General features: G+C 61.7%; 16 protein-coding genes. 8 read left to right on the plus strand and 8 right to left on the minus strand.

Annotated features, from left to right (window positions below):
- Positions 1-197 precede the first annotated feature (197 nt).
- The 3 genes from H281_RS0112610 to H281_RS0112620 form a co-directional block, all read right to left on the minus strand.
- A complete protein-coding gene (locus H281_RS0112610; protein ID WP_241077881.1) occupies positions 198-1,253 on the minus strand; it encodes a lipocalin-like domain-containing protein in 1,056 nt (351 codons plus the stop codon).
- Positions 1,254-1,411: 158 nt separating this feature from the next.
- Positions 1,412-3,985 carry an FtsX-like permease family protein gene (locus H281_RS0112615; RefSeq protein WP_020067470.1) on the minus strand — a complete coding sequence of 858 codons (2,574 nt, stop codon included), beginning with the start codon at positions 3,983-3,985 and terminating at the stop codon, positions 1,412-1,414.
- Positions 3,972-4,721 carry an ABC transporter ATP-binding protein gene (locus tag H281_RS0112620; protein WP_020067471.1) on the minus strand — a complete coding sequence of 250 codons (750 nt, stop codon included), beginning with the start codon at positions 4,719-4,721 and terminating at the stop codon, positions 3,972-3,974. The genes H281_RS0112615 and H281_RS0112620 overlap by 14 nt, the downstream gene beginning before the upstream one ends.
- A 646-nt stretch (positions 4,722-5,367) precedes the next feature.
- On the opposite strand from H281_RS0112620, the gene H281_RS0112625 reads away from it, so the two are divergent.
- The gene (locus tag H281_RS0112625; protein ID WP_027804531.1) at positions 5,368-6,921 is read left to right on the plus strand and encodes an NADH-quinone oxidoreductase subunit M; all 1,554 of its coding nucleotides are present in this window, start codon (positions 5,368-5,370) and stop codon (positions 6,919-6,921) included.
- A 120-nt stretch (positions 6,922-7,041) separates the two neighbouring features.
- Complete coding sequence (locus H281_RS0112630; RefSeq protein WP_020067473.1) at positions 7,042-7,434, plus strand: carboxymuconolactone decarboxylase family protein; 393 nt, start codon at positions 7,042-7,044, stop codon at positions 7,432-7,434.
- A 6-nt stretch (positions 7,435-7,440) separates the two neighbouring features.
- On the opposite strand, the gene H281_RS0112635 is transcribed toward H281_RS0112630, so the two are convergent.
- The 3 genes from H281_RS0112635 to H281_RS0112650 form a co-directional block, all read right to left on the minus strand.
- Positions 7,441-8,130: an HAD family hydrolase gene (locus tag H281_RS0112635; RefSeq protein WP_020067474.1), complete on the minus strand. Its 690-nt coding sequence runs from the start codon at positions 8,128-8,130 to the stop codon at positions 7,441-7,443.
- 94 nt (positions 8,131-8,224) lie between these two features.
- On the minus strand, positions 8,225-9,676 hold the full coding sequence (locus H281_RS0112640) for a cytochrome-c peroxidase (RefSeq protein WP_027804532.1): 1,452 nt from the start codon (positions 9,674-9,676) through the stop codon (positions 8,225-8,227).
- A gap of 210 nt (positions 9,677-9,886) precedes the next feature.
- Positions 9,887-11,665: a phospholipase C gene (locus H281_RS0112650; RefSeq protein ID WP_027804533.1), complete on the minus strand. Its 1,779-nt coding sequence runs from the start codon at positions 11,663-11,665 to the stop codon at positions 9,887-9,889.
- A gap of 391 nt (positions 11,666-12,056) precedes the next feature.
- Here H281_RS0112650 and H281_RS0112660 point away from each other — a divergent pair, with 391 nt between their 5' ends.
- The gene (locus tag H281_RS0112660; RefSeq protein ID WP_020067478.1) at positions 12,057-13,073 is read left to right on the plus strand and encodes an SDR family oxidoreductase; all 1,017 of its coding nucleotides are present in this window, start codon (positions 12,057-12,059) and stop codon (positions 13,071-13,073) included.
- A gap of 185 nt (positions 13,074-13,258) precedes the next feature.
- Here the strand turns inward: H281_RS0112660 and H281_RS0112665 are convergent, their stop codons facing one another.
- Positions 13,259-13,627, minus strand: a complete 369-nt coding sequence (locus H281_RS0112665) for a BON domain-containing protein (protein WP_020067479.1) — start codon at positions 13,625-13,627, stop codon at positions 13,259-13,261.
- Positions 13,628-13,955: 328 nt separating this feature from the next.
- On the opposite strand from H281_RS0112665, the gene H281_RS0112670 reads away from it, so the two are divergent.
- From H281_RS0112670 to H281_RS0112690, 5 genes are all read left to right on the plus strand, one after another.
- The gene (locus H281_RS0112670) at positions 13,956-14,273 is read left to right on the plus strand and encodes a hypothetical protein (protein ID WP_020067480.1); all 318 of its coding nucleotides are present in this window, start codon (positions 13,956-13,958) and stop codon (positions 14,271-14,273) included.
- A gap of 465 nt (positions 14,274-14,738) precedes the next feature.
- The gene (locus tag H281_RS0112675; protein ID WP_020067481.1) at positions 14,739-15,920 is read left to right on the plus strand and encodes a quaternary amine ABC transporter ATP-binding protein; all 1,182 of its coding nucleotides are present in this window, start codon (positions 14,739-14,741) and stop codon (positions 15,918-15,920) included.
- Positions 15,913-16,815 (plus strand): choline ABC transporter permease subunit, encoded by a 903-nt coding sequence (choW, locus tag H281_RS0112680; protein ID WP_020067482.1) that lies wholly within the window; start codon positions 15,913-15,915, stop codon positions 16,813-16,815. Before H281_RS0112675 ends, choW begins: the two co-directional genes overlap by 8 nt.
- Positions 16,816-16,822: 7 nt before the next feature.
- A complete protein-coding gene (locus H281_RS0112685) occupies positions 16,823-17,821 on the plus strand; it encodes a GlxA family transcriptional regulator (RefSeq protein ID WP_020067483.1) in 999 nt (332 codons plus the stop codon).
- A gap of 119 nt (positions 17,822-17,940) precedes the next feature.
- Entirely contained in the window at positions 17,941-18,885 is a 945-nt protein-coding gene (locus tag H281_RS0112690) for a choline ABC transporter substrate-binding protein (RefSeq protein ID WP_020067484.1), read from the plus strand.
- Between the two features lie 112 nt (positions 18,886-18,997).
- On the opposite strand, the gene H281_RS0112695 is transcribed toward H281_RS0112690, so the two are convergent.
- Positions 18,998-20,080: a GlxA family transcriptional regulator gene (locus tag H281_RS0112695; RefSeq protein WP_027804535.1), complete on the minus strand. Its 1,083-nt coding sequence runs from the start codon at positions 20,078-20,080 to the stop codon at positions 18,998-19,000.
- Between the last annotated feature and the right edge of the window lie 175 nt (positions 20,081-20,255).

Genomic DNA, 20,255 nt, shown 5'->3' on the forward strand with positions numbered 1-20,255 from the left:
AAACGACTCCACGCCGATGATAGTGCGGATTGCCCGTGTGAAAGTAGGTAATCGTCAGGCTCCCCAGCAGCAACAGAAACCCCACCCCGGAAAAGGTGGGGTTTCTGCGTTTACGCGGCGAAAAACGCGGCGGTAAAACAGCGAGACCGACGACAGCAGTACGCCGTAATCAGGCTGGATTCAGCTCGTCCCGTCCCTCACTGCCTGCCGATCCGCAGTGCGTTCGCGTAACCCGTCAGCTCCAGATAAGCCCGCCCGAGATCCGCGCCATCGCGGCTCACGCGCACCGCGCCCTCCCAGTACACCCCGCCGGTAGACTGTCGCGAGTCCAGTTCCTGGTCGTCCATCAGCGGATCGAGTTGCCATGTCAGCGCACCGGTTCGCACCGACATCGACACCGGGTACGACGTGTTCGTGCGCGGCGAGCGCCATGTGCGACGGGGCGTGAAGTCGACCTCGTTCGGAGCGAACGTCGTGACTCGTCCGTCGCGCTCGCGCAATGCCGCATGCGCCCACATCGCATGTCCGTCGCGGCTTCTCACCTTGAAGGCCATCAGTGCCGAACCGTCTGAGAGATTCGCGCCCAGCCAGTCCCATCCAACCGCATTCGCGTCGAGCAATGTGCTCGACCACTCATGATCGAGCCATGCAACGCCCGTCACGGCAGTGTCTCCATGCGATGAATCGCCATTGGCGCCTGGTCGCCTCACGCTGCCCGACACGCGCAATTGCGGCTCGCTGTAGTAATAACTGGCCTGTTCCGGCCGCGGGCCTTTGCGTGAGTAGCCATGTTCGCCCTGAATCAAAGGCGCTTGCGTTGGCGTTAGCTCGAGATGCAACGCGAACTCGCCGGCATCGGCGGTGACATCGTAGCGGCCATTGGCGGTACGAACGATTTTCCACGTGTTGAGCTTGACGTCGGTATTCGCGGGCTTCGCATAGACGAGGCCGAATCCCACGCGGCCAATTCGCTGATCGTGCACGAGGTGGCCGAGTGCAGGGTCGCTCAACGCGGCGTGCGCGATGATCAATTGGGAAGGAGCAAAAGCACTGGGATCGGCGGCATCGTGTCCCGTTGCCGAGCGGAAGAACGTGATCTGAAAACCGAGCGGCCGGTTATCGGGCGTAGTCAGCCAGCCGGTGGCGTACCACCACTCGGTGCGAAAATCGGCGTGAGCGCCGGTGTCCATCGGCAGCACGATCTGATGGTCTTTCGTGACAGCGGCGAATTCCGGCGTTGCGGCAAAGACCATGTTGGCCGACAAGGCGAACGCGCCGACAACGAACAAGTGTGGAACCCGTGGCCGAGTCCGACGAAAACGCGCGACCGAAACCTCGTTCCCCGCGTTCGCCAAATGCATGGATCGAAGCGCCATCGATTGAAGCGCCGATAACCGGCGCAAAGCTCGCATCACCAGTCCTCCTTGACCGCGCGCACTGCATCCACGGAAACGGCGCCACGTCCCGCAATCACCGCTGTCGAACACGACGACGCGAGCATCACGACCGCAACTGTGGCCAGCATCGTCCACGGAACATGCAGCGACATGCTCCAGTGAAACGACTGCGGATTGACGACGAATACAAGAATCAGACTGATCGCGAAGCCGAGAGCAAAACCCATTGCGATACCGCACGCGGTGAGCATGCCGCCTTCGAGCGCGAGGATCGCGAGAATTTGCGAGCGCGTCACGCCGACATGCCGCAGCATGCCGAACTCGCGAGCGCGTGCGAGCGTCTGCGCCGAAAATGTTGCGGCCACGCCGAACAAGCCGATGACGATAGCGACCGCCTCCAGCAGATATGTGACTGCAAAGCTCCGGTCGAATATCACGAGCGTACGCGCGCGAATGGCACCAGGTTGCGAGATGTCCAGCCTCGCGCCGAAAGGCAGTGCACGCAACCCGGCTATCGTGCGCTCAATGCTCGAACCTCGCTCGACGGTAACCGCGACATCGGTAGCGCTCGTGTCGGCGGTGAGGCGACGGTAGTCGGCAAGCCGTATCTGGATCGCGCCCGTCTGCCGCGCGTAATCGCGCCATACGCCCGCCACCACGAACACATTTGCGCGCTCGCCGATGGGCAAGCGGATACGCTGTCCGAGCCTATAACCATATAGATCCACCATTGCTTCGGAGACCCAAACAGGTGCTTCAGCGCTTTGCAGATCGCGCGGTGTAAGCACAGGTCCCGTCATTTGCAGGTTTGCACCCGGATCGGTTGCGTCGATCTCGCGTGCGAGTATCGCGACGTCCGGGCGCGCCGGGTCGAGCGTGATATGTGAAGTGCGTGCGAACGCCGCCCTTGCAATGCCCGGCACGGCCGCAAGCCGCGTCTGGTCAGCGGGACTCAAGCCGCCTGTGTCGCCGTTTTCCGCGACGCGCGCGTAAAGATCAGCCGACAGTAGATGGACCAGCCAGTCTTCGACGGACACGCGAAAGCTGGCCACCATGATCGCCATCGCCACGATCAGCGCGAAGCTCGACAACACGCCGCCCATTGCAATCGACGCATGACCTGGCGCATTCGCGAGACGCGCGAGCGCAAGCGTACTGGCCGCACCGGCCCGTGAGCGCGATGCGAACCCCCGGCTAGCTACGCCGAATATGAGGGCGGTGACCCGCGGCATCAATGCAATTCCGCCGATCAGCAGCAGCGCGACGGCCACATAACCGCCAATCGGCGCGTCGAACCATGGTGGTGCTTGCGTAAGAAGCGCGGCGATAACCAGGCACAAGAGGGCGGGCCACGGCGTGGCGAGCCGCGCGAGCGCGCCTTCTTCGGCACCGGCCTTGAGTGCGGAAGCGGGCCGTGCGCGCGCCGCTTCCAGTGCCGGCGCGAGGCTCCCGAGAACTGCCACGGCGATGCCGAGCGTCAGGAAAATCGCAGTTGCGACTGGTTCGAAGCCGACCTGCGGCTGCACGCCGGGAAAGTAGCCGCCGCCGAGATCGCTGCCGAAAAAACGCAACGCGCCGGCAGCGAGTGCATAACCGAGCGCGAGGCCGCATAGCGAACCGAGCAAGCCGAGCAGCGCGCCTTCCAGCAGGATCTGACGCAACAGTTGGCCACGCGTCAGTCCGAGCACGCGCAGCATCGCAAACTGCGCGCGACGACGCACCACGCTCAGCGCCTGCGTCGAAAACACGAGGAACGCCCCGGTGAAAAGCGCAACCAGCGCGAGCACGTTCATGTTGATTCGATAGGCGCGCGACAGCCGGTCCGTGCGGCTCTCGACGTCACGCGCTTCGGCGACGACCCATTGGCTTCCCAGATCATTTTGCAGATCGCGTTTGAAGCGCTCGCGGTCGACACCACGCTCAAGCTGCACGTCGACGCGCGAAAGCTTGCCGACCTTGCCGAACTTCCATTGAACCGCGGCAATATCCATGATCGCGAGCCGTTGACCCGGCCTTGTTCTCACGATGCCGCCGGCCACCCGCAAGTGCACGATCGACGTGCCGCTCTGAAGCGCCACCTGATCACCGGTCTTCACGTGCAACCATTCTTGCGCGGCGGTCGAGAGAAACACGGCGTCGGACGCGAGCGTGTCGAAAGGCTGTCCGCTCGACGGCACGCCCATCAGGTCCGGCGCAATGCGGCTTGCCTTGAACACGTCGATGCCGAGCACGGGCAAAGCCGCGTTCTGTCCCGGCACCGTGACGTCTAGCGCAAGAACGGGACTCGCAAGCGCGACACCTCTTTGCGTGGCGAGGCGCGGATAGATCGACTCGTCGAGTAGCGGCTGAGCGCCGCGCACCTGCAGATCGGCCTGGCCGGAGAGGCTGCGCGCCGCAGCGGAGAACTCGTCGAAGGCCGCGCTGTTGATCAGTTGCACAGCGTAACCCAGCGCCACACCCAACGCGATGGTTGCGATCGCAACGAGCGCGCGTGCCCGATGACTGCGCCATTCGGCGGCGAGCAGCCAGCGCGCGAGAATGCGGTGTCCGCGTCCGGGCGCGGAGCGCTGCGAATCAGCGGGCGTCATCGGTTGAACGGGCAGTGGTTCGCGCGCCGTATTGCGCCTGTGAAGACGCCGGCACTTCCGACGCGGCATGCAAGCCGCCATCGCTGAGAATCATGATGCGGTCGGCGACGGCGGCAGCGGCCTCCGAGTGCGTCACCATCATCGTGGCCGCGCCGGTCGCCTTGCTTTGCGCACGAAACAACGCGAGCACGCCGTGGGCGGTATCGGGATCGAGGTTGCCCGTTGGTTCGTCGGCGAGGATCAGAGTAGGGCGATGGACCAGGGCGCGCGCGATAGCAACGCGTTGCATTTCGCCACCCGACAGTTGCCGCGGAAAGTCATCACCGCGGCCTTCGAGTCCGACTGCCGCGAGCATGTCGAGCGCCGCGGAAGAGGGCAACTCGTTTAGCAGCAGAGGCAGCGCGACATTCTGCGCGAGCGTCAAATGCGGCAGCACGTGAAACGCCTGAAACACAAAGCCGAGTTTTTGCCTGCGCAGACGCGTCGCGGCATTGTCGTCGAGACGCGACACGGCATGGCCGCCGATCATCACATCGCCGCTGTCCGCCTGATCGAGACCGGCGATCAGATTCAGCAGCGTCGATTTGCCGACGCCTGAGTCGCCCATGATCGCGACGAATTCGCCGGGCGCCAGCGTGAAGTCGAGATTTGCGAGCACGACGCGGCCCGCGCCGTAGGTCTTGCTAAGCCCGCGGCACTCGAGCGCGGGAACGACACCTTCGTGAGAAAACACCATGCAAGTCCGGAGAATGAGGTCGACGCAACAGCATTCGCTCGCTGAATGCGCGGCCTTCGATGTGTTGGCCGCCAAAGTATATTCGGCTTCTGTAAGGCGCGTCGGCGCATCCGCTCCTCGTGTGAAGCATGCGATCGGCGACGGTTTTCCCGACACGGCACCTCGTCTAGCGACTGCACACGCATAAAAAATATTTCTGTCCAATACAGCGCGGGATGCAGATCGGTGCGCGAAAAGACCCATACGCGGCGCTGTCGAACGCATTCCGTGTGCCTCGTTGACGAAATCGCCATTGCTCACGTCGTGAACTGGCGGCAAATGGTCGTCAAGAGCCTGCTTCTCCGGGAAATTCGCGGAGCCGCGAAGAATCCCCAGCCCGTTTGTGCAGGTGCACATTTTTCCGGCTTGTGCAAGCGAAGCGACCGCAATAAGTCATTGTCTAGGGCATTAGCGCAATGTTGCGCTGCAAAACTATTCTTATCTTGGTAATCTCCCACCTCGTCGTTCGACTGCGGGTAAACGTGTAGTCGAGCGAAGTCTGCACACGTCGCCCCTGCTGGCCCCGAACCCTACATATTCGCTTCAATGCTTTCGAAATGGAAAGTGTTGGTGCGGCGTTTTGTACTTCAAGTTTTCGACAGCGCACATGCCATTGCCTCTCCTTAGTCTGCTTATCTGGATCCCTATCGTTGCCGGCCTCGTCGTTTTGCGAGCCGGGTCGGACACGGCTCGCAACCGTACGCGGTGGCTCGCATTGATCGGCGCGTTTGCGGGCTTCGTGCCAGTGATTCCGCTGGTCGCGAATTTCCGCAACGAAGCGACGTCGATGCAATTCGTCGAAAACGTCAGATGGTCGCCGACTTTCGATATCGCGTGGCACGTCGGCGTCGACGGCATTTCGCTGTGGCTCGTCGCATTGACCGCGCTGACGACGATCATCATCGTGGTCGCCTCGTGGGAGTCGATCACCGAGCGCACTGCGCAGTACTTCGGCGCATTCCTGATGTTGTCCGGTTTCATGCAGGGCGTGTTTACGTCGCTCGACGGCATGATGTTCTTCGTCTCGTTCGAAGCAACGTTGATTCCGCTTTATTTGCTGATCGGCACGTGGGGGCACTCCAATCGGTCGTATGCCGCGGTGAAGTTCTTCTTCGTGTCGTTCCTTGGCTCGCTGATGATGCTGATGTCGATGCTGTATCTGTACAGCCAGACGCATAGCTTCGACCTCGCGCTGTGGCGGGAAACGCGCCTTGGCACCATGCCGCAAGTACTGATCTTTCTCGGCTTCCTCGCGGCATTCGGCGTGAAGGTGCCCATGTGGCCGCTTCATACCTGGTTGCCCGACGTTCACCTCGACGGCCCCACGGGCGCTGCCGTGATGATCGGCATGCTCAAACTCGGCGGCTACGGCCTGTTGCGTTTCGCATTGCCGATTGCACCACAGGCAAGCCACTTTTTCGCGCCGATGATAATTACGCTGTCGCTCGTCGCGGTGATCTATTCGAGTCTTCTCGCACTCGTGCAGACCGACATGCGCCGCCTGCTTGCGTATTCGACGGTGGCTCATATGGGCCTCGTCACGCTCGGTCTGTTCGTCTTCAACCGTATCGGTCAGGCCGGCGCGATCGTGCAGATGCTGTCGTACGGCGTGGTGTCCGGCGCGATGCTGTTGTGCACGGGCATGCTCTACGATCGCACGAAAACGGCTGCGATCGCCGAGTACGGCGGCGTTGCCAACACCATGCCGCGTTTCGCCGCGTTCGTGATGTTGTTTTCGATGGCGAATGTCGGCCTTCCGGGCACGTCGGGTTTCGTCGGCGAATTCATGGTGCTGATGGGCGCGATTCGCTTTAACTTCTGGATCGGCGCAATGGCGGCGTCTACGCTGATTCTGAGCGCGGCCTACACGTTGTGGATGTATAAGCGCGTGATTTTTGGCGCGATTGCGAATGCGCGCGTTGGCAACCTGAAAGATGTCGGCAAGCGCGAATTCGTGTTGCTCGGCGCAATGGCGCTGCTGGTGCTCGCAATCGGACTGGATCCGAAGCCTTTCACCGACGCCATCGACCCGTCGGTCGGTACGTTGCTGGCGCAATCGGAGCGCTCCACGCGTCCGGAGCCGACGCCTCGCGATGGCGGCGAACACCTGCAAGCAGCCGCCCCCGCAGCGGTCGTTGCGGCGACGCGTACGCCTGGGTGACAGGGCAGTGTGAATGCCGGAATAGTCGATTCCGGTTCGGCAAAATGCGCGCACAATAGATGCCGCATATGCCGAACTGAGCCCGAATCGCACTTTCATGCAGTCACAACAGGAGAGCCCATGAGTCAGCAGAAAGCCGTGGAGTATTCCGCAGCATCGCCCGAAGTCAAAGCTGTGTACGACGATATCAAGCAGACGCGTCAGGTCGACGACGTCAACAACTTCTGGAAGTACATCGCGCAGCATCCGCCGACGCTCGCGCGCACGTGGGACAGTCTGAAAGACGTGATGAAGCCCGGCGCGCTCGATCCGTTAATGAAAGAGCTGCTCTACGTGGCCGTAAGCGTGACGAACAACTGCGGTTATTGCGTTGCGAGTCACACGGCCGCGGCTCGCCGTGCGGGTATGACTGACGAGATGTTTGGCGAACTGCTCGCAGTAGTTGGCATGGCTAACGAAACGAACCGCCTCGCGGTGGGATATCGCGTGCCGATCGACGCAGCGTTCGAGTAGGCCGATTCACACCTTGCCGCGCCACGCGGCAAGCAAACCGGGTAAGTCGTTCATGTCCCGAAATACCTGAGCCACGCCGACTGCCTGCAATGCGGCAGCGCTACTATGTCCGTACTCGTTCGGGCAGTAACCGAATACCGTCGCGCCGGCTGCAACGCCGGCAGTCGCGCCCGTCACCGTGTCTTCGACAATAGCGCAGTGCGCCGGGTCCACATCCAGCGCCGCCGCCGCGGCGAGATACACATCAGGGAACGGCTTGCTACGCGGTGTTTCGTGACCGCTGAAGATGCGCCCCTCGAAGCAGTCCAGGATCTCCGCCTTGGCCAATTGCAATTCGACTTTGATCCGGTCCGCACCGGAAGCAACGGCGATTCGTCCCTTCAATGATGCGTGAAGCGAACGTACCGCTGTCGCTGCGCCCGGTATCGCGGTCAGTTCCTGTTCGAGCGCTGCATTGCGGCGCGCGCGAAATTGCATCAGCCAGTCGGTCGTGATCGCAATACCTGTGCGCGCTTCGATCAGTGGCGCTTCGTCCTTCACCGCCTTGCCGACGAAAATACGCATCGTCTCTTCAATGCTCAGGTGCCAGCCCAACTCGCCCAGCATCTCGGTGAGTACGCGGTTAGTGATCGGCTCTGAGTCGACGAGCACGCCGTCGCAATCGAAAAGTACGGCGTGAAACGGAAAATCGGCCATCGGGAAGAGTGGGAAGAGATCGCGGAACGGGAGAGCATACAACAACGCGCCGCGTGGCGCTGCGCGCTTGCATGACCGCGCGCAGCGCGAAGAGTCACGATCCCTTAGCGTCGAACCCGTCACTCAAGGTCTTCATGAACGCAATAATGTCCTGAATATCCTGATCCGTCATTGCAGGCTGATCTCCGAATTTGCGATCGAACGGTGCGTCGGACACATCTACATTCGCGTGAAACTGCGGCGGCAGATCGTTGTACTTTTGCACCTTGCCCGATGCATCGCGCGGATAGATCTTTTCCGGCGATGTATTACGCAGATTGTAGAAGTCCATCACCTGCTTCAGGTCGTGATACACGCCGTTGTGAAAGAACACCTTGCGGTTCGCGACATTGCGTAGCGTGGGTGTAAGGAACATGCCGCAATACTGCGTCTGCTTCGCGAGATCTCCACGAAACGGCCCACATACCCCCATATCGAAGAACTTTGGATCTTTATTCGCAGGAATGGACGGATTGCGCGGCACACCCAGCGCTTCGTATTGCGTATCGGTAAAGACCGGCGGCAGGCCGTCCTTGCTCGGCTGACTCAGGTGGCAGCCCGCGCAATTCGCTTTGTCCTTGTCGTTGAACAATTGCAGGCCGTGCAGTTCTGCATGCGTGAGGCGAGCTTTGCCTTCCAGCCAGTAATCATACTTACTCGTGAACGCGTGGAATGACGGATCTTCGATCTGATAACGCCCCACCGCGAACATGGCCTCTGAAATCAGCAGACTCGGATTGCCGACAATGGCCGGCCCGAACATCTGCTTGAACTGGTCGATGTACTTCGTCTGCAGCAGCTTGTGCGCGACGTCTTCGGGCGTTTTGTTGGCCATCTCGACGGGATTCGTCAGCGGGCCGATTGCCTGGTCCTGCAAAGTATCGGCGCGGCCGTCCCAGAAGAGCCCGCCTTGCGGCACCATTGCCGGAGCGGCAGGCGCGGCGAGAGCGGTCTTTTGCGCGCGCGTGACGCCGCTTGCCTGCGAAGCGAGTTGCGTCAGATCCACCGGCACATCCGTGTCGCCCTGGTCGGGACCAATGCTGAACGGCGCCTGACGATACAGATACGTGAGCGATGGCGGCGGACGAAAACCCGCGTCGGTCATATGCGCGCCGCCGAGCTGAACAGGAAACGCGTTATCCGGCGCGTACGAATTCTTCGGCGAGTGGCACGACGCGCAAGACTGCGTGCCGGAAGCCGACAGCGACTGGTCGAAAAAAATCTCCTTGCCGAGCAGCGCCACCGCGCTCAGTGGCGCGCTTGCCGGACGCAAAAGATGCACCGGTCGAGGGTTCGCGCCTGTGAGGTCTTCAACGATCGCGCCGACTGCGGCCGGCATCCGCTCCGGATAAACAAGCGCATATGCGCTGAGCGCGACGGCCGCAATAGCGATGCAGGCGGCACTTCGTGCAAGCAGCCGGAGCGCTGAGCGGCGCGTAAGGGCGGGACCGGGTTCGCCGCTCGCTGGAAGAGTCGGCGGCAGGGCAGCGTCTGGAGCTTGGTTCATGGCGGTCGTGACAATAGTTCTTCTGATGCGATCAAAAGGGCAAATCGAGCCAGCACGTATGCACTGGCTCGACGCCGACTACGCTTTGCTGCAAGCCGTGCTCTGCGTCATGACACCGCGTTCGTCAGCGATGCGCGCGAGATACTCGCGCATCGCATGAACGCGGGTTGCCTGATCGCAAGCTTCTGCACGGCTCGTGACCAGCTCTGGTCAGATTGCCGGCGCTTGAGCCAGCGTCGTACCGAGGTTCTGGTCCAGATAGAGCGGCGCATTGTTGCCCGAGCCCGCGAAGTCGAACATGTTCATGATGCTGCCCGCAGTGGCGTCGAACGAACCGCCGCCAATGCGTTGACCGCTGAGCCAGTTATCCTCGATGAACTTCACGACCGATGCCTGAGTGATCGGCGTGTCGTCGACGAAGTTCGCCTTCGCCCACGGCGAGACCACGATAAACGGCGTGCGCGTACCCGGACCGCAACGGCCGTTCACCGCGCCGCCGTTCACGCCCTGCGGCTGCACTGCGCCCGCGGCCGTACACTGGCCTGCCGCGCTCAGGTTGTCGCTGCCCGCCACCGTCTTGCCGCCTGCCGATTGCGGCGTCGTCGAGTCGAACGACGAGCTCGTAGGCGCCTTATAGCGATGGTCGTACCAGCCGTCCGAATCGTCGTAGGCGATGATCACGGCGGTGTTCTTCCAGTCAGGCTGCTGCTGCAGGAAGTTGATGACCTTCGTGACGAAAGCCTGTTCGTCGATCGGGTCCGAGTTGCCCGGATGGCCGTCCTCGACTGCCGGCGCCTTCAGGAAGTTGACCGACGGATAGTTGCCCGACTTCACCGCGGCAAAAAAGTCGTCGGTGTCGTACTGGTGATGAACCGGCGTTGCGGTGTTGTCGAGCGGATCGGCCGCACCGATCACGGCCGTCGAGGACGGACGCGTATGCGCAAGGTTCGCCGTACTCGCGTAGTACTGGAACCACGCGTGGTGCTGCACGTAGTCGGTCTTCGTCGCGTTGAGCACCTGCGAGAAGGTCGAGCGGGCGCAGCCCGTTGTGCCGTTCGCGTTGACCGTCTGCAGATTGAAGCCGCCCATGAAGCCGCCCCACGTGATGTTCTTCGCGTTGAGCAGGTCGCCGATGTTCTTGTTGTTCGACGACATCGTGCCCGTCACCGTGCTGCCCGCCGCGGTCGTGCAGACGTCACCGGTCGGGTCGAGGTCGCCGACCATCGTGAAGCCGCCGGCCGAATCCGGAATCGCGTTGCCCGACGTGCCGCCCGAAACGATTACGCCGTTGTTCTGGCCGGAGACGACTGCAAGCGCGCCCGGCGTCGACGGACCATACGTGTCGGTGTACGCGTTCTGGTTCATCGCAAAGTGCTGCGCGTAGTTCCACAGCGCGGTGACGGTGTTGCCGTCGAAGTAGCCGAGCACCTGGCCCTTCGTCGCGAATGCGCCGGTGCTGCCCGCGATCGTCGAACCGGCTGCGGTGAAGAGCGGGAACGAGTCCATTGCGCCGTTGTTATAGGCGAGCTGTTCGGCGGCGTATGCGTGGTTCTGACTGGACGTGTTCGCTTGCGAGCGGTCGAGGCGGAACGGCAACAGATCCGCTGCGGGCAGACCGAGCCCGGCGATAGTCACCAGACCGACCGTGCGGCCTGCGGTATTCGGCGACGTAGGTAGCGCATTCGGGTTGGTCGCGATCAGGTTGTTGCTCGCGAGGTTATTGACCGCCGGCGTGCCTGCAGCCGCCGTGAATTGCGGCTCGCCCACCGGATTCGACGCTTGCGGATAAGTCGCGAAGTAGTGATCGAACGAGACGTTCTCGCCGAAGATCACGACGACGTGCTTGATCGGCGTGGCAGTGGCCAGGGCATCCTGTGCCGTCACCGACGGTGTCGGCGACGATGCGCTCGGACTGATGCTGTGGTTGCCGCAAGCGGCGAGCGTCAGCAGTGCGGCAAAGGGAATGGGTAACAGGGTTCTACGGAACATGTGACTGGCTCCAGATTCGACTTCGCCGTTCAGCGCTTCCATGATGTACGTGTGGAGTTCGCTGGGGATATTGTTTATTGGAAATAATGCGGTGCTTGTCGCTGCCCCACGCTGCGGCAACCACAAGCTGCGCGCATTGAAGCATTCGATGATTAAGATTTAAGGGCGCGCATATTACGTTGGCTCTCGATCGCCATTCATTTCGATAACCGTTGCTGTCGTTGTGCTGTCGCTGTGCTGACGGTGACACTGGCGCGCGGCGGCAGCAAGCGGTAGTTGACCCACTGCGGCCCGGCACGACGGATGCTCCGGCATCCAGACGTAGCTCGCCGGACAGGCCGCCAAAAACGTGCGCTGCCGTGATCCCGTCATCTCTTTCCGAGGATTCGCCATGACAGTGAAGCTCAAACCGGTCGGTCAGCAGGTCATCGTCATCACCGGGGCGACGAGCGGTATCGGACTCGCTACCGCCCGTCTTGCCGCGAGCAAAGGAGCGCGGTTGATGCTGGTCGCTCGCGACGAGGAAGCGCTGACCGCGCTCGCGAGGCAACTCGGCGACCAGGGCGCGCTCGTCGACTATGCGGTTGCCGACGTGAGCAACGCCGGGCAATTGCAGGCCGCCGCCGACAAGGCCATTGCGCGCTTCGGCGGCTTCGACACGTGGGTCAACAACGCCGGCGCGTCGATCTACGGCCGTTGCGCCGACGTCCCCATCGACGAGCAGAAAGAGTTGTTCGAGACGAACTTCTGGGGCGTCGTGCAAGGTTCGATGATTGCGCTCGCGCACCTGAGGCAGAGCGGCGGTGCGCTGATCAATCTGGGCAGCGAGCTGTCGGACGTCGCGCTGCCGCTGCAGGCCGCATATGTCGCGTCGAAGCACGCAGTAAAGGGCTATACCGACGCATTGCGCATGGAACTGCTGGAAGAGCGCGTGCCGGTTTCAGTTACGCTGATCAAGCCGTCGGGCATTCATACGCAGTTTGTCGAGCATGCCCGCAATCATCTCGACGTGCAGCCAAAGCTGCCGGCGCCGGTCTATGCACCGGATATTGTCGCGAGGGCGATTCTGCATGCGGCGGCCACGCCGGTGCGCGATCTGTATGTCGGCGGTGCATCGGCGGCAATGGTCACGTTCGCGCGTCGAGCGCCCAATCTGTATGACCGCGTGATGGGCCGTCTTGGCATATTGTCGCAACGGACTCAGGAGCCGCCGCATACGGCGGCCGGCAATAACGGCGGCGATGGTGCATTGCGCGAGCGTTCCGAACAGAAGCGCCGGGTGTTTGAGTCGAGTCTGTACACGCAGGCGTCGATGTATCCGCAGCAGACGGCATTGCTTGCCGCGGCCGCAGCGGCCGTGTGGTTGCTCGCGCGTTATGCGCGGTCGTCGCATGGGCGACGCGTATAGGCGAAGAGCCGCGCGTGTGATTCACTTACCAGGATAATGGGCGGCCAGGAAGATGGCGGGCAAGACAAAGGGTAGCAAGACAAAGGGTAGCGCCTCATAGGCGACAGCAGCGCGGGAGCAGTGCAAGGCGCAACCCTTCGTCGTCCGATGCAATCAGGCGTAATGCCACTGAACGACTCGGGCGATCAGCCTCCGCCGCCGTTCGGGTTGCCGATTGTGAGCTTGTTCGATACGGACTTCACACCGGCGACGCTTTTCGCCACGTCCTCGGCTTGCGGAATCTGCGCGCCGTCAGGCACCGATCCTGTTAGCGTCACTGCGCCGCCGCGAGCCCGCACGAACACGTTCGACACATCGAAGCCCTGCGCTTTTGCCAACGCCTTGCGCACGTCGAGACCGAGCTTGCGGTCCGTCTTTTTCACCGCTTTTGTGCGCGCAGTGGAGGAGTCCGTCATGTCGGACGGCGCCGCATCGCTCGATTGCGCATAGGCGCTCGATGCAGTTGCCAGACACAATGCGATGCCGAGCGTCTTCAAAAGATTGACTGTTTTCACGTTTTCTCCATCCTCGAAAAGTTGATGTCGCTTCGTTGCATGCAAAATAATACGCGCCGGTGAACGGTGTCCGCTCACTGGGAGCATCCTGTCTTGTACAAACGCAATGCCGTGGCGCTCCCGGCGCGCTTAAACAATAGTTCAGCACGCGCGCTCATGCTGGAAAAACTGGCGGTGGCGTCTGTACTGGCGGGCATCAGTGCGCCATATGCAGTTTGGCATTAAGCTCTCAACGGCGAACCGTGCGTTGCATCGCGCACGATCCGCCGAAGAACGATGAGTCGCACATAACCTTGAATGCACTTGCCAACTTAAGAGGGAGTCAGCCATGAAGCGCGTTGCCATCAAACAGATCATGCTGGGCTTTGCGGTTACCGCGATGGTCGCAGCCGGTATGCCACTCGCCGCCGCGCAAACCACGACCGATACAGACGCACAGACCGCGCAACCCGGCGGCGCCAGCGCCGCCAAGCCGACCAAGGCCGAGCGTAAAGCGGCCCGCAAACAGGCCCGCGCGAAAAAGAATGCAGAGCTTAAGAAGCTGGAGGACGCGGGCTATCAGCCGTCGCGGAACGACCCGAACTATCCGACCGATCTGCAAAATGCGCAGAAGAAGGCGGGCATAGGCACAGGCGCGAGCCAGTAAGCATTAACCCGTAATTCGTGCCACCGGGCAGCGCGATTATCCGATGCTGTCCGGCGCAATGCTCTTTCGAACGGCGCGCGTGGCGCGAACTATCGTTTCGACTGACGAATAACACGCAACTTGCCGCCAGAGAAAACTCGGTGTTACGCGGCGACACCAGCGCATCTGATCGTCGCACGACGTTTTTTCTGCTCTCGAAACCCTACATTTGGCTTGTAGCGACATCTTCGCCTGACGCTTCCCATATCGGCGAAACCCTTACCCATCAAGGCTTTCGCGGCGGCTAAACTTCGTCCGTGCGACATGAGTGTCGTATTTCCTCATGTGGTTGTCGCAAATAGTCGGCTAGGCGTACTTTTTTCTGGCAACTATGTATGCACAGCGCGGACGACGTCCGCTCGCAGCTTTGCATGGGACCAGGGTAAGTGTTTTGCACAAACTCTGGCCGACATAGGAGAGCATTCAATGAATTCCCCCAAGGTCGTGGTCGAAGGGCTGTGCAAGGTGTTCGGCACTAACCCGAAACAGGCGCTCGCCATGCTGGCGGGCGGCGCGACGAAAGAAGAAGTCTTCGCGCGGACCGGTCAGATCGTCGGCGTTCACAACGTATCCTTCGAAGTCAAGGAAGGCGAGATCTTCGTGCTGATGGGGCTCTCGGGCTCCGGCAAGTCGACGCTGATCCGCCTGATCAACCGGCTCGTGGAACCGTCGGCGGGCAAGGTGCTGATCGATGGGCGCGACGTGGCCAGCGTGCCGCGCGCCGAATTGACCGCGCTGCGCCGCAAGGACATGAGCATGGTGTTCCAGTCGTTTGCGCTGATGCCGCAACGCACTGTGCTGTCGAACGCAGCGTTTGGGCTCGAAGTGGCAGGCGTCAGCCGCAAAGAACGCGAAGCGCGCGCGATGACCGTGCTCGAGCAGGTCGGCCTCGCTCCGTTCGCGGCGAAGCTGCCCGCACAACTGTCGGGCGGCATGCAGCAACGCGTGGGCCTTGCGCGGGCACTCGCGGTCAACCCGTCGTTGATGATCATGGACGAAGCGTTCTCCGCTCTCGACCCGTTGAAGCGCAAGGAAATGCAGAACGTGCTGCTCGATCTGCAACGCGAGCAGCAGCGCACGATCCTGTTCGTGTCGCACGATCTTGAAGAAGCCATGCGAATCGGCACACGCATCGCGATCATGGAAGGCGGCAAGGTGGTGCAGATCGGCACGCCGCAGGAGATCATCACGAATCCCGCCGACGATTACGTGCGCGCCTTCTTCGAAGGCATCGACACCAGCCGTTATCTGACGGCCGGCGACCTGATGCAGACCGACGCCGTGCCGCTGATGCATTCGCATTCGCCGCAGATCGACGCGTCGAGCGTGGCCGCCACCTTGAACGGCAGCGCCGACTATGCGTTCGTGCTCGACAGCGAACGCAAGATTCGCGGCTTCGTTTGCCGCGACGAAACAGGCAGCGCGTCGGCGAAACTGAACTACGTCGAATGCATTCGACGCACCACACCGCTAGACGATGTGGTCGAACGCGTGGTCGCGAGCCGCGCGCCTTTGCCGGTCGTCGAAGCAGACGGCTCCTACTGTGGTTCGGTCAACAAGACGAACGTGTTGCACGTTCTTACGCGCCATCGAGGTTCCCATGTCTGAAGTCATTCCACTTGGCACCTGGGTCGACCACGGCGTCCACTACCTGCTCGACCACGACGCCAAGACTTTCGATTCCATCGGCAAAGTCATCGAGGGTTTTGCGGCGCTGATCGAACAAGGTCTGCAAGCCGTTCCCATGTGGGCGCTGATGGCGTTCTTCGTCGGCATAGGATTGTGGCGGGTGGGCTGGCGTTTCGCGCTCTTCACCTTGCTGGCGATGCTGCTGATCTACGGCACCGGGTTCTGGGATCAGATGGTGATCACGCTCGGCCTCACGCTGTCGTCCACGTTAATCAGCCTCCTGCTCGGCGTGCCGCTCGGCATCTGGACCGCGAAAAGCCGGACCGTCGAAATGATCGTGCGTCCCGTGCTCGACCTGATGCAGACCATGCCCGCGTTCGTCTACCTGATTCCCGCGGCTATGCTGTTCGGCCTCGGCCGCGTGCCCGGCATTCTTTCCACGGTGATCTTCGCCATGCCGCCCGCGGTGCGTCTCACGTCGCTCGGCATCAAGCACGTGAACCGCGAGATCGTCGAAGCGGGGCAGGCATTCGGCTGCACGCCGTGGCAATTGCTCTACAAGGTGCAGTTTCCCAATGCGCTGCCTTCGATCATGACCGGCGTGAATCAGACCATCATGATGGCGCTCTCGATGGTGATCATTGCGTCGATGGTCGGCGCGGGCGGGCTTGGCAACGACGTGCTCGCCAGTATTCAGCGGCTCGACATCGGGCTCGGCTTCGAAAGCGGACTTTCTGTCGTGATGCTCGCGATCATTCTGGACCGTATCACGGAGAGCTTTGGCCGCTCGCCCGGCATGGCGCGCGCGCCGCTTCTCTCGGGCTTGCGCAGTGTGATGAAGGTGCGCCGCGCGCCGGCGGCGCAGCACAGCTGAGCCGCACATGAAGCGCGACGCGATCACCCAGGTCGAGGCCCCTTCAGATTCGCCGCTTTCCCGGCTCGCGCACGTCGGCTTTCTGACGCTGCCGAACTTTTCGATGATCGCGTTCACGAGCGCGGTCGAGGTGCTCCGCATGGCCAACTACGTGGGCCGCGCGGAGCATTACAGGTGGTCCGTGATCACGCCGGACGGCGAGCCGGCGCGGGCGAGCAACGGTATTACGGTGAAGCCCACCACGACGCTCGCGCAAGCCGGCATGCCTGACGTGCTGATCGTCTGCGCGGGCTGGCACGTGCGCGACTACGTCAACGAAACGGTGATCGGTTTGCTGCGCGACGTGGCGGCCCAGAACATACCGCTCGGCGGCATTTGCACGGGACCGTATGCGCTACTCGCAGCCGGGCTGCTCGACGGCTATCGCTGTACCGTGCATTGGGAAGATATGTCGCCGCTGCACAAGAGCTACCCGCATGTGCGTTTCGCCGACGAGCTCTTCGTGATCGACCGCGACCGCATGACCTGCACGGGCGGCACCGCGCCGCTCGATCTGATGCTGAAACTGGTTGCCATGCGGCTCGGTCATCCGGTCGCGGCGCAGGTGTCGGAGCAGTTCATCGTGGAAAGAATACGCGGTTCGACCGACTATCAGCACATACCCGTCGACGCCCGCGTCGGTTTCTCGCGTGCCGAACTCATCGAGGTCGTTCGATTGATGGAGGCGAATATCGAAGAGCCTTTATCGCTCGACGAACTCGCGCGGCTCGTGCATCTGTCGCAGCGCCATTTGCAGCGCATGTTCAAGATGTTCCTGAGCGTATCGCCGACGCACTATTACCTCACGTTGCGCCTGCGGCGAGCGCGTGAACTGCTGCGCAATACCGACGCTTCGATCGCGCGCGTCACGGCCGTTTGCGGCTTCCATTCGCCGTGCCATTTCAGCAAGGCGTACCGCGCGCAATTCGGTCATGCGCCGAGCGTCGAGCGGCGACTGTCGGCGTAGGATGTTCGTGCTTCAAGTTCGGTGACGTGCGTTCGCGCGTGCCTCGATGCGCAGCAGGCGGCGTCGAAAAAGTCAGTGTAATAAGCCAGTCAAGCATTCAATCACCCTGAGGAAACGCCATGAAACGTTTGTGGGCTGCGTCGTTGTGCGCGCTGTCTGTGTCGTCCGTTCCTTCGGCTTTCGCCGCCGAACCCGCAACATGCCGCGACGTCCGCTTTGCCGACGTTGGCTGGACCGATATCGCCGCTACGACAGGGCTTGCATCGACGGTGCTCGAAGGACTCGGCTACAAGCCGACCAAGACGATCGCCTCTGTGCCGATTACCTTTGCCGGTGTGAAGAGCAAGCAGATCGACGTATTCCTCGGCTACTGGTCGCCGACCATGGACCCGATGATCGATCCGTTCAAAAAGGCCGGTCAGCTGAGCGTGCTGCCGACGCCGAACCTGACGGGCGCAAAGTACACGCTTGCCGTGCCGGACTACGCGTATCAGGCGGGTATCAAGACGTTCACCGACATCGCGAAGAACTACGACAAGCTCGGCGGCAAGATCTATGGCATCGAGCCGGGTAACGACGGCAATGCGTTGATCAAGAAGATGATTGACAGCAACCAGTATGGGCTCGGCAAGTTCAAGCTCGTGGAGTCGAGCGAGGCGGGCATGCTGGTGGAGGTGAACCGCGCGATCCGCGACAAGAAGCCGATTGTGTTCCTCGGCTGGGAACCGCATCCGATGAACGTGCAGATGAAAATCGATTATCTGTCCGGCGGCGACGACGTGTTCGGTCCGAACTACGGCGAGGCCAAGGTCATGACGGTCACGCCGACCGATTACTCGACACGCTGCCCGAACGTCGCGAAACTCGTGTCGAACCTGCATTTCACGACCGACATCGAGAATCACGTGATGCTGCCGATCATGAACAAAACGGACCCCAACAAGGCCGCGCGCGAGTGGTTGAAGGCGAATCCGGCAGTGCTCGACCAGTGGCTCGCGGGCGTGAAGACGTTCGACGGCAAGGATGGTTTGCCGGCAGTGAAGGCGTATGTGGCGGGGAAGTGATATCGGCTTTGGCGCCGCTTGAAGCGGCGCTAAACCGCCTGTTGCAGGGTTTCAGGCTATTAAACAAGGGCCGAAATCGAACGGCATCGACAAAACGCCTTGAAACAAGGCCTCAAATCGCCTGCGCCCGCCCCGGAAACGTCTCGTCGAAATCCGCACCATATTCCGCTTCCGCCGCCGTGCCGCGTTGCTCGCGGTACATCATCGGCGGCAAGCCGAATTGTTTGCGGAATTCGCGGCCCAGATGGGACGCATCGGAAAAGCCGCAACTCGATGCAATGTCCGCCACGGTCTTGTCCGAGCTGGTCAACAGCCAGGCAGCGGTGCGCAACCGCACCTGCTTCGCATAGGCCTGCGGCGCCTTGCCGGTTTGCGCCTTGAAAAGCCGCTCCAATTGACGCGGCGACAGATCCAGCTTGCGCGCGAGTTCATCGAGCGAAAGCGAACGCCCCACGTGCTGTTCCATCAGCAGAATTGCGCGCTTCACTTTCGGGTGCGCCGCGGGTGCAAGTCCCGGCGGATGCGGCTGCGGCGCATTGCCTTTCTGCATGTCGTCGACGAGAAGAATGCGCAGCGCTTTTTGTACCGTTGCGGTTTCGAAGTGGCGCAGAAGAATGGCCGCGGCCACGTCGATAGAAGCGCGCCCGCCTGAACACGTAATGCGCCGGCGATCGATCACGAACAGCCGGTCTGCCACGAGCGCCTCTTCATTCACCGACGGAAAACGCTCGATGAAATCCCAGTAGTGAAACCAGCTTACGCAAATGCGATGACCGTCGAGCACGCCCGCGCGCATCAGCGAGAACACGCCCGTACACATGCCGACAAGCGTTGCATCGGCCGCCGCGGCGCGGCGTATGAACGCAAGCGTTGCGTCGTTCGCGGCCGGTCCCGAATGCAGCAGGCCGCCTACCACGACGACGTAATCGAACGGCTCGGCGTTGTCGAAGGTTTCCCACGGAGTGATCTGGATTCCGCAACTCGCGCGTACCGGAGCAAGGGTTTCCCCTATCACGCTCCATGAACAGCGCACGGGCTTGCTGAAGTCGCCTTCGTCCGCGGACAGGCGCAGCAGGTCGACGAAACCCGAAAACGCCGTCAGCGTGAAGTTCGGCAGCAGGATGATGCCAAAGCGGATGCGCTGCTTCGGCGTGCCGTCGATAGATTGAAGGGGAAGCGGTTCAGCGGAGTTCATGCATGCAGCCAGAGCAAAAAAGGTTGAGTCAAGCATAGCACCGGGATGCACCGGGGCACTGATCATACGTGTCGTCAGCATCGCGAGGCGCAGGGGTTGCGCCTGTCGCAAATGCGTCAGAAGCCTTCGTAAATACGTCGCGACGCTTGGCGCGCAGTGCGCTTGACGCCACTAT

Origin of the sequence: Paraburkholderia caledonica (assembly GCF_000383275.1) — a bacterium.
GTDB classification, from domain to species: domain Bacteria; phylum Pseudomonadota; class Gammaproteobacteria; order Burkholderiales; family Burkholderiaceae; genus Paraburkholderia; species Paraburkholderia caledonica.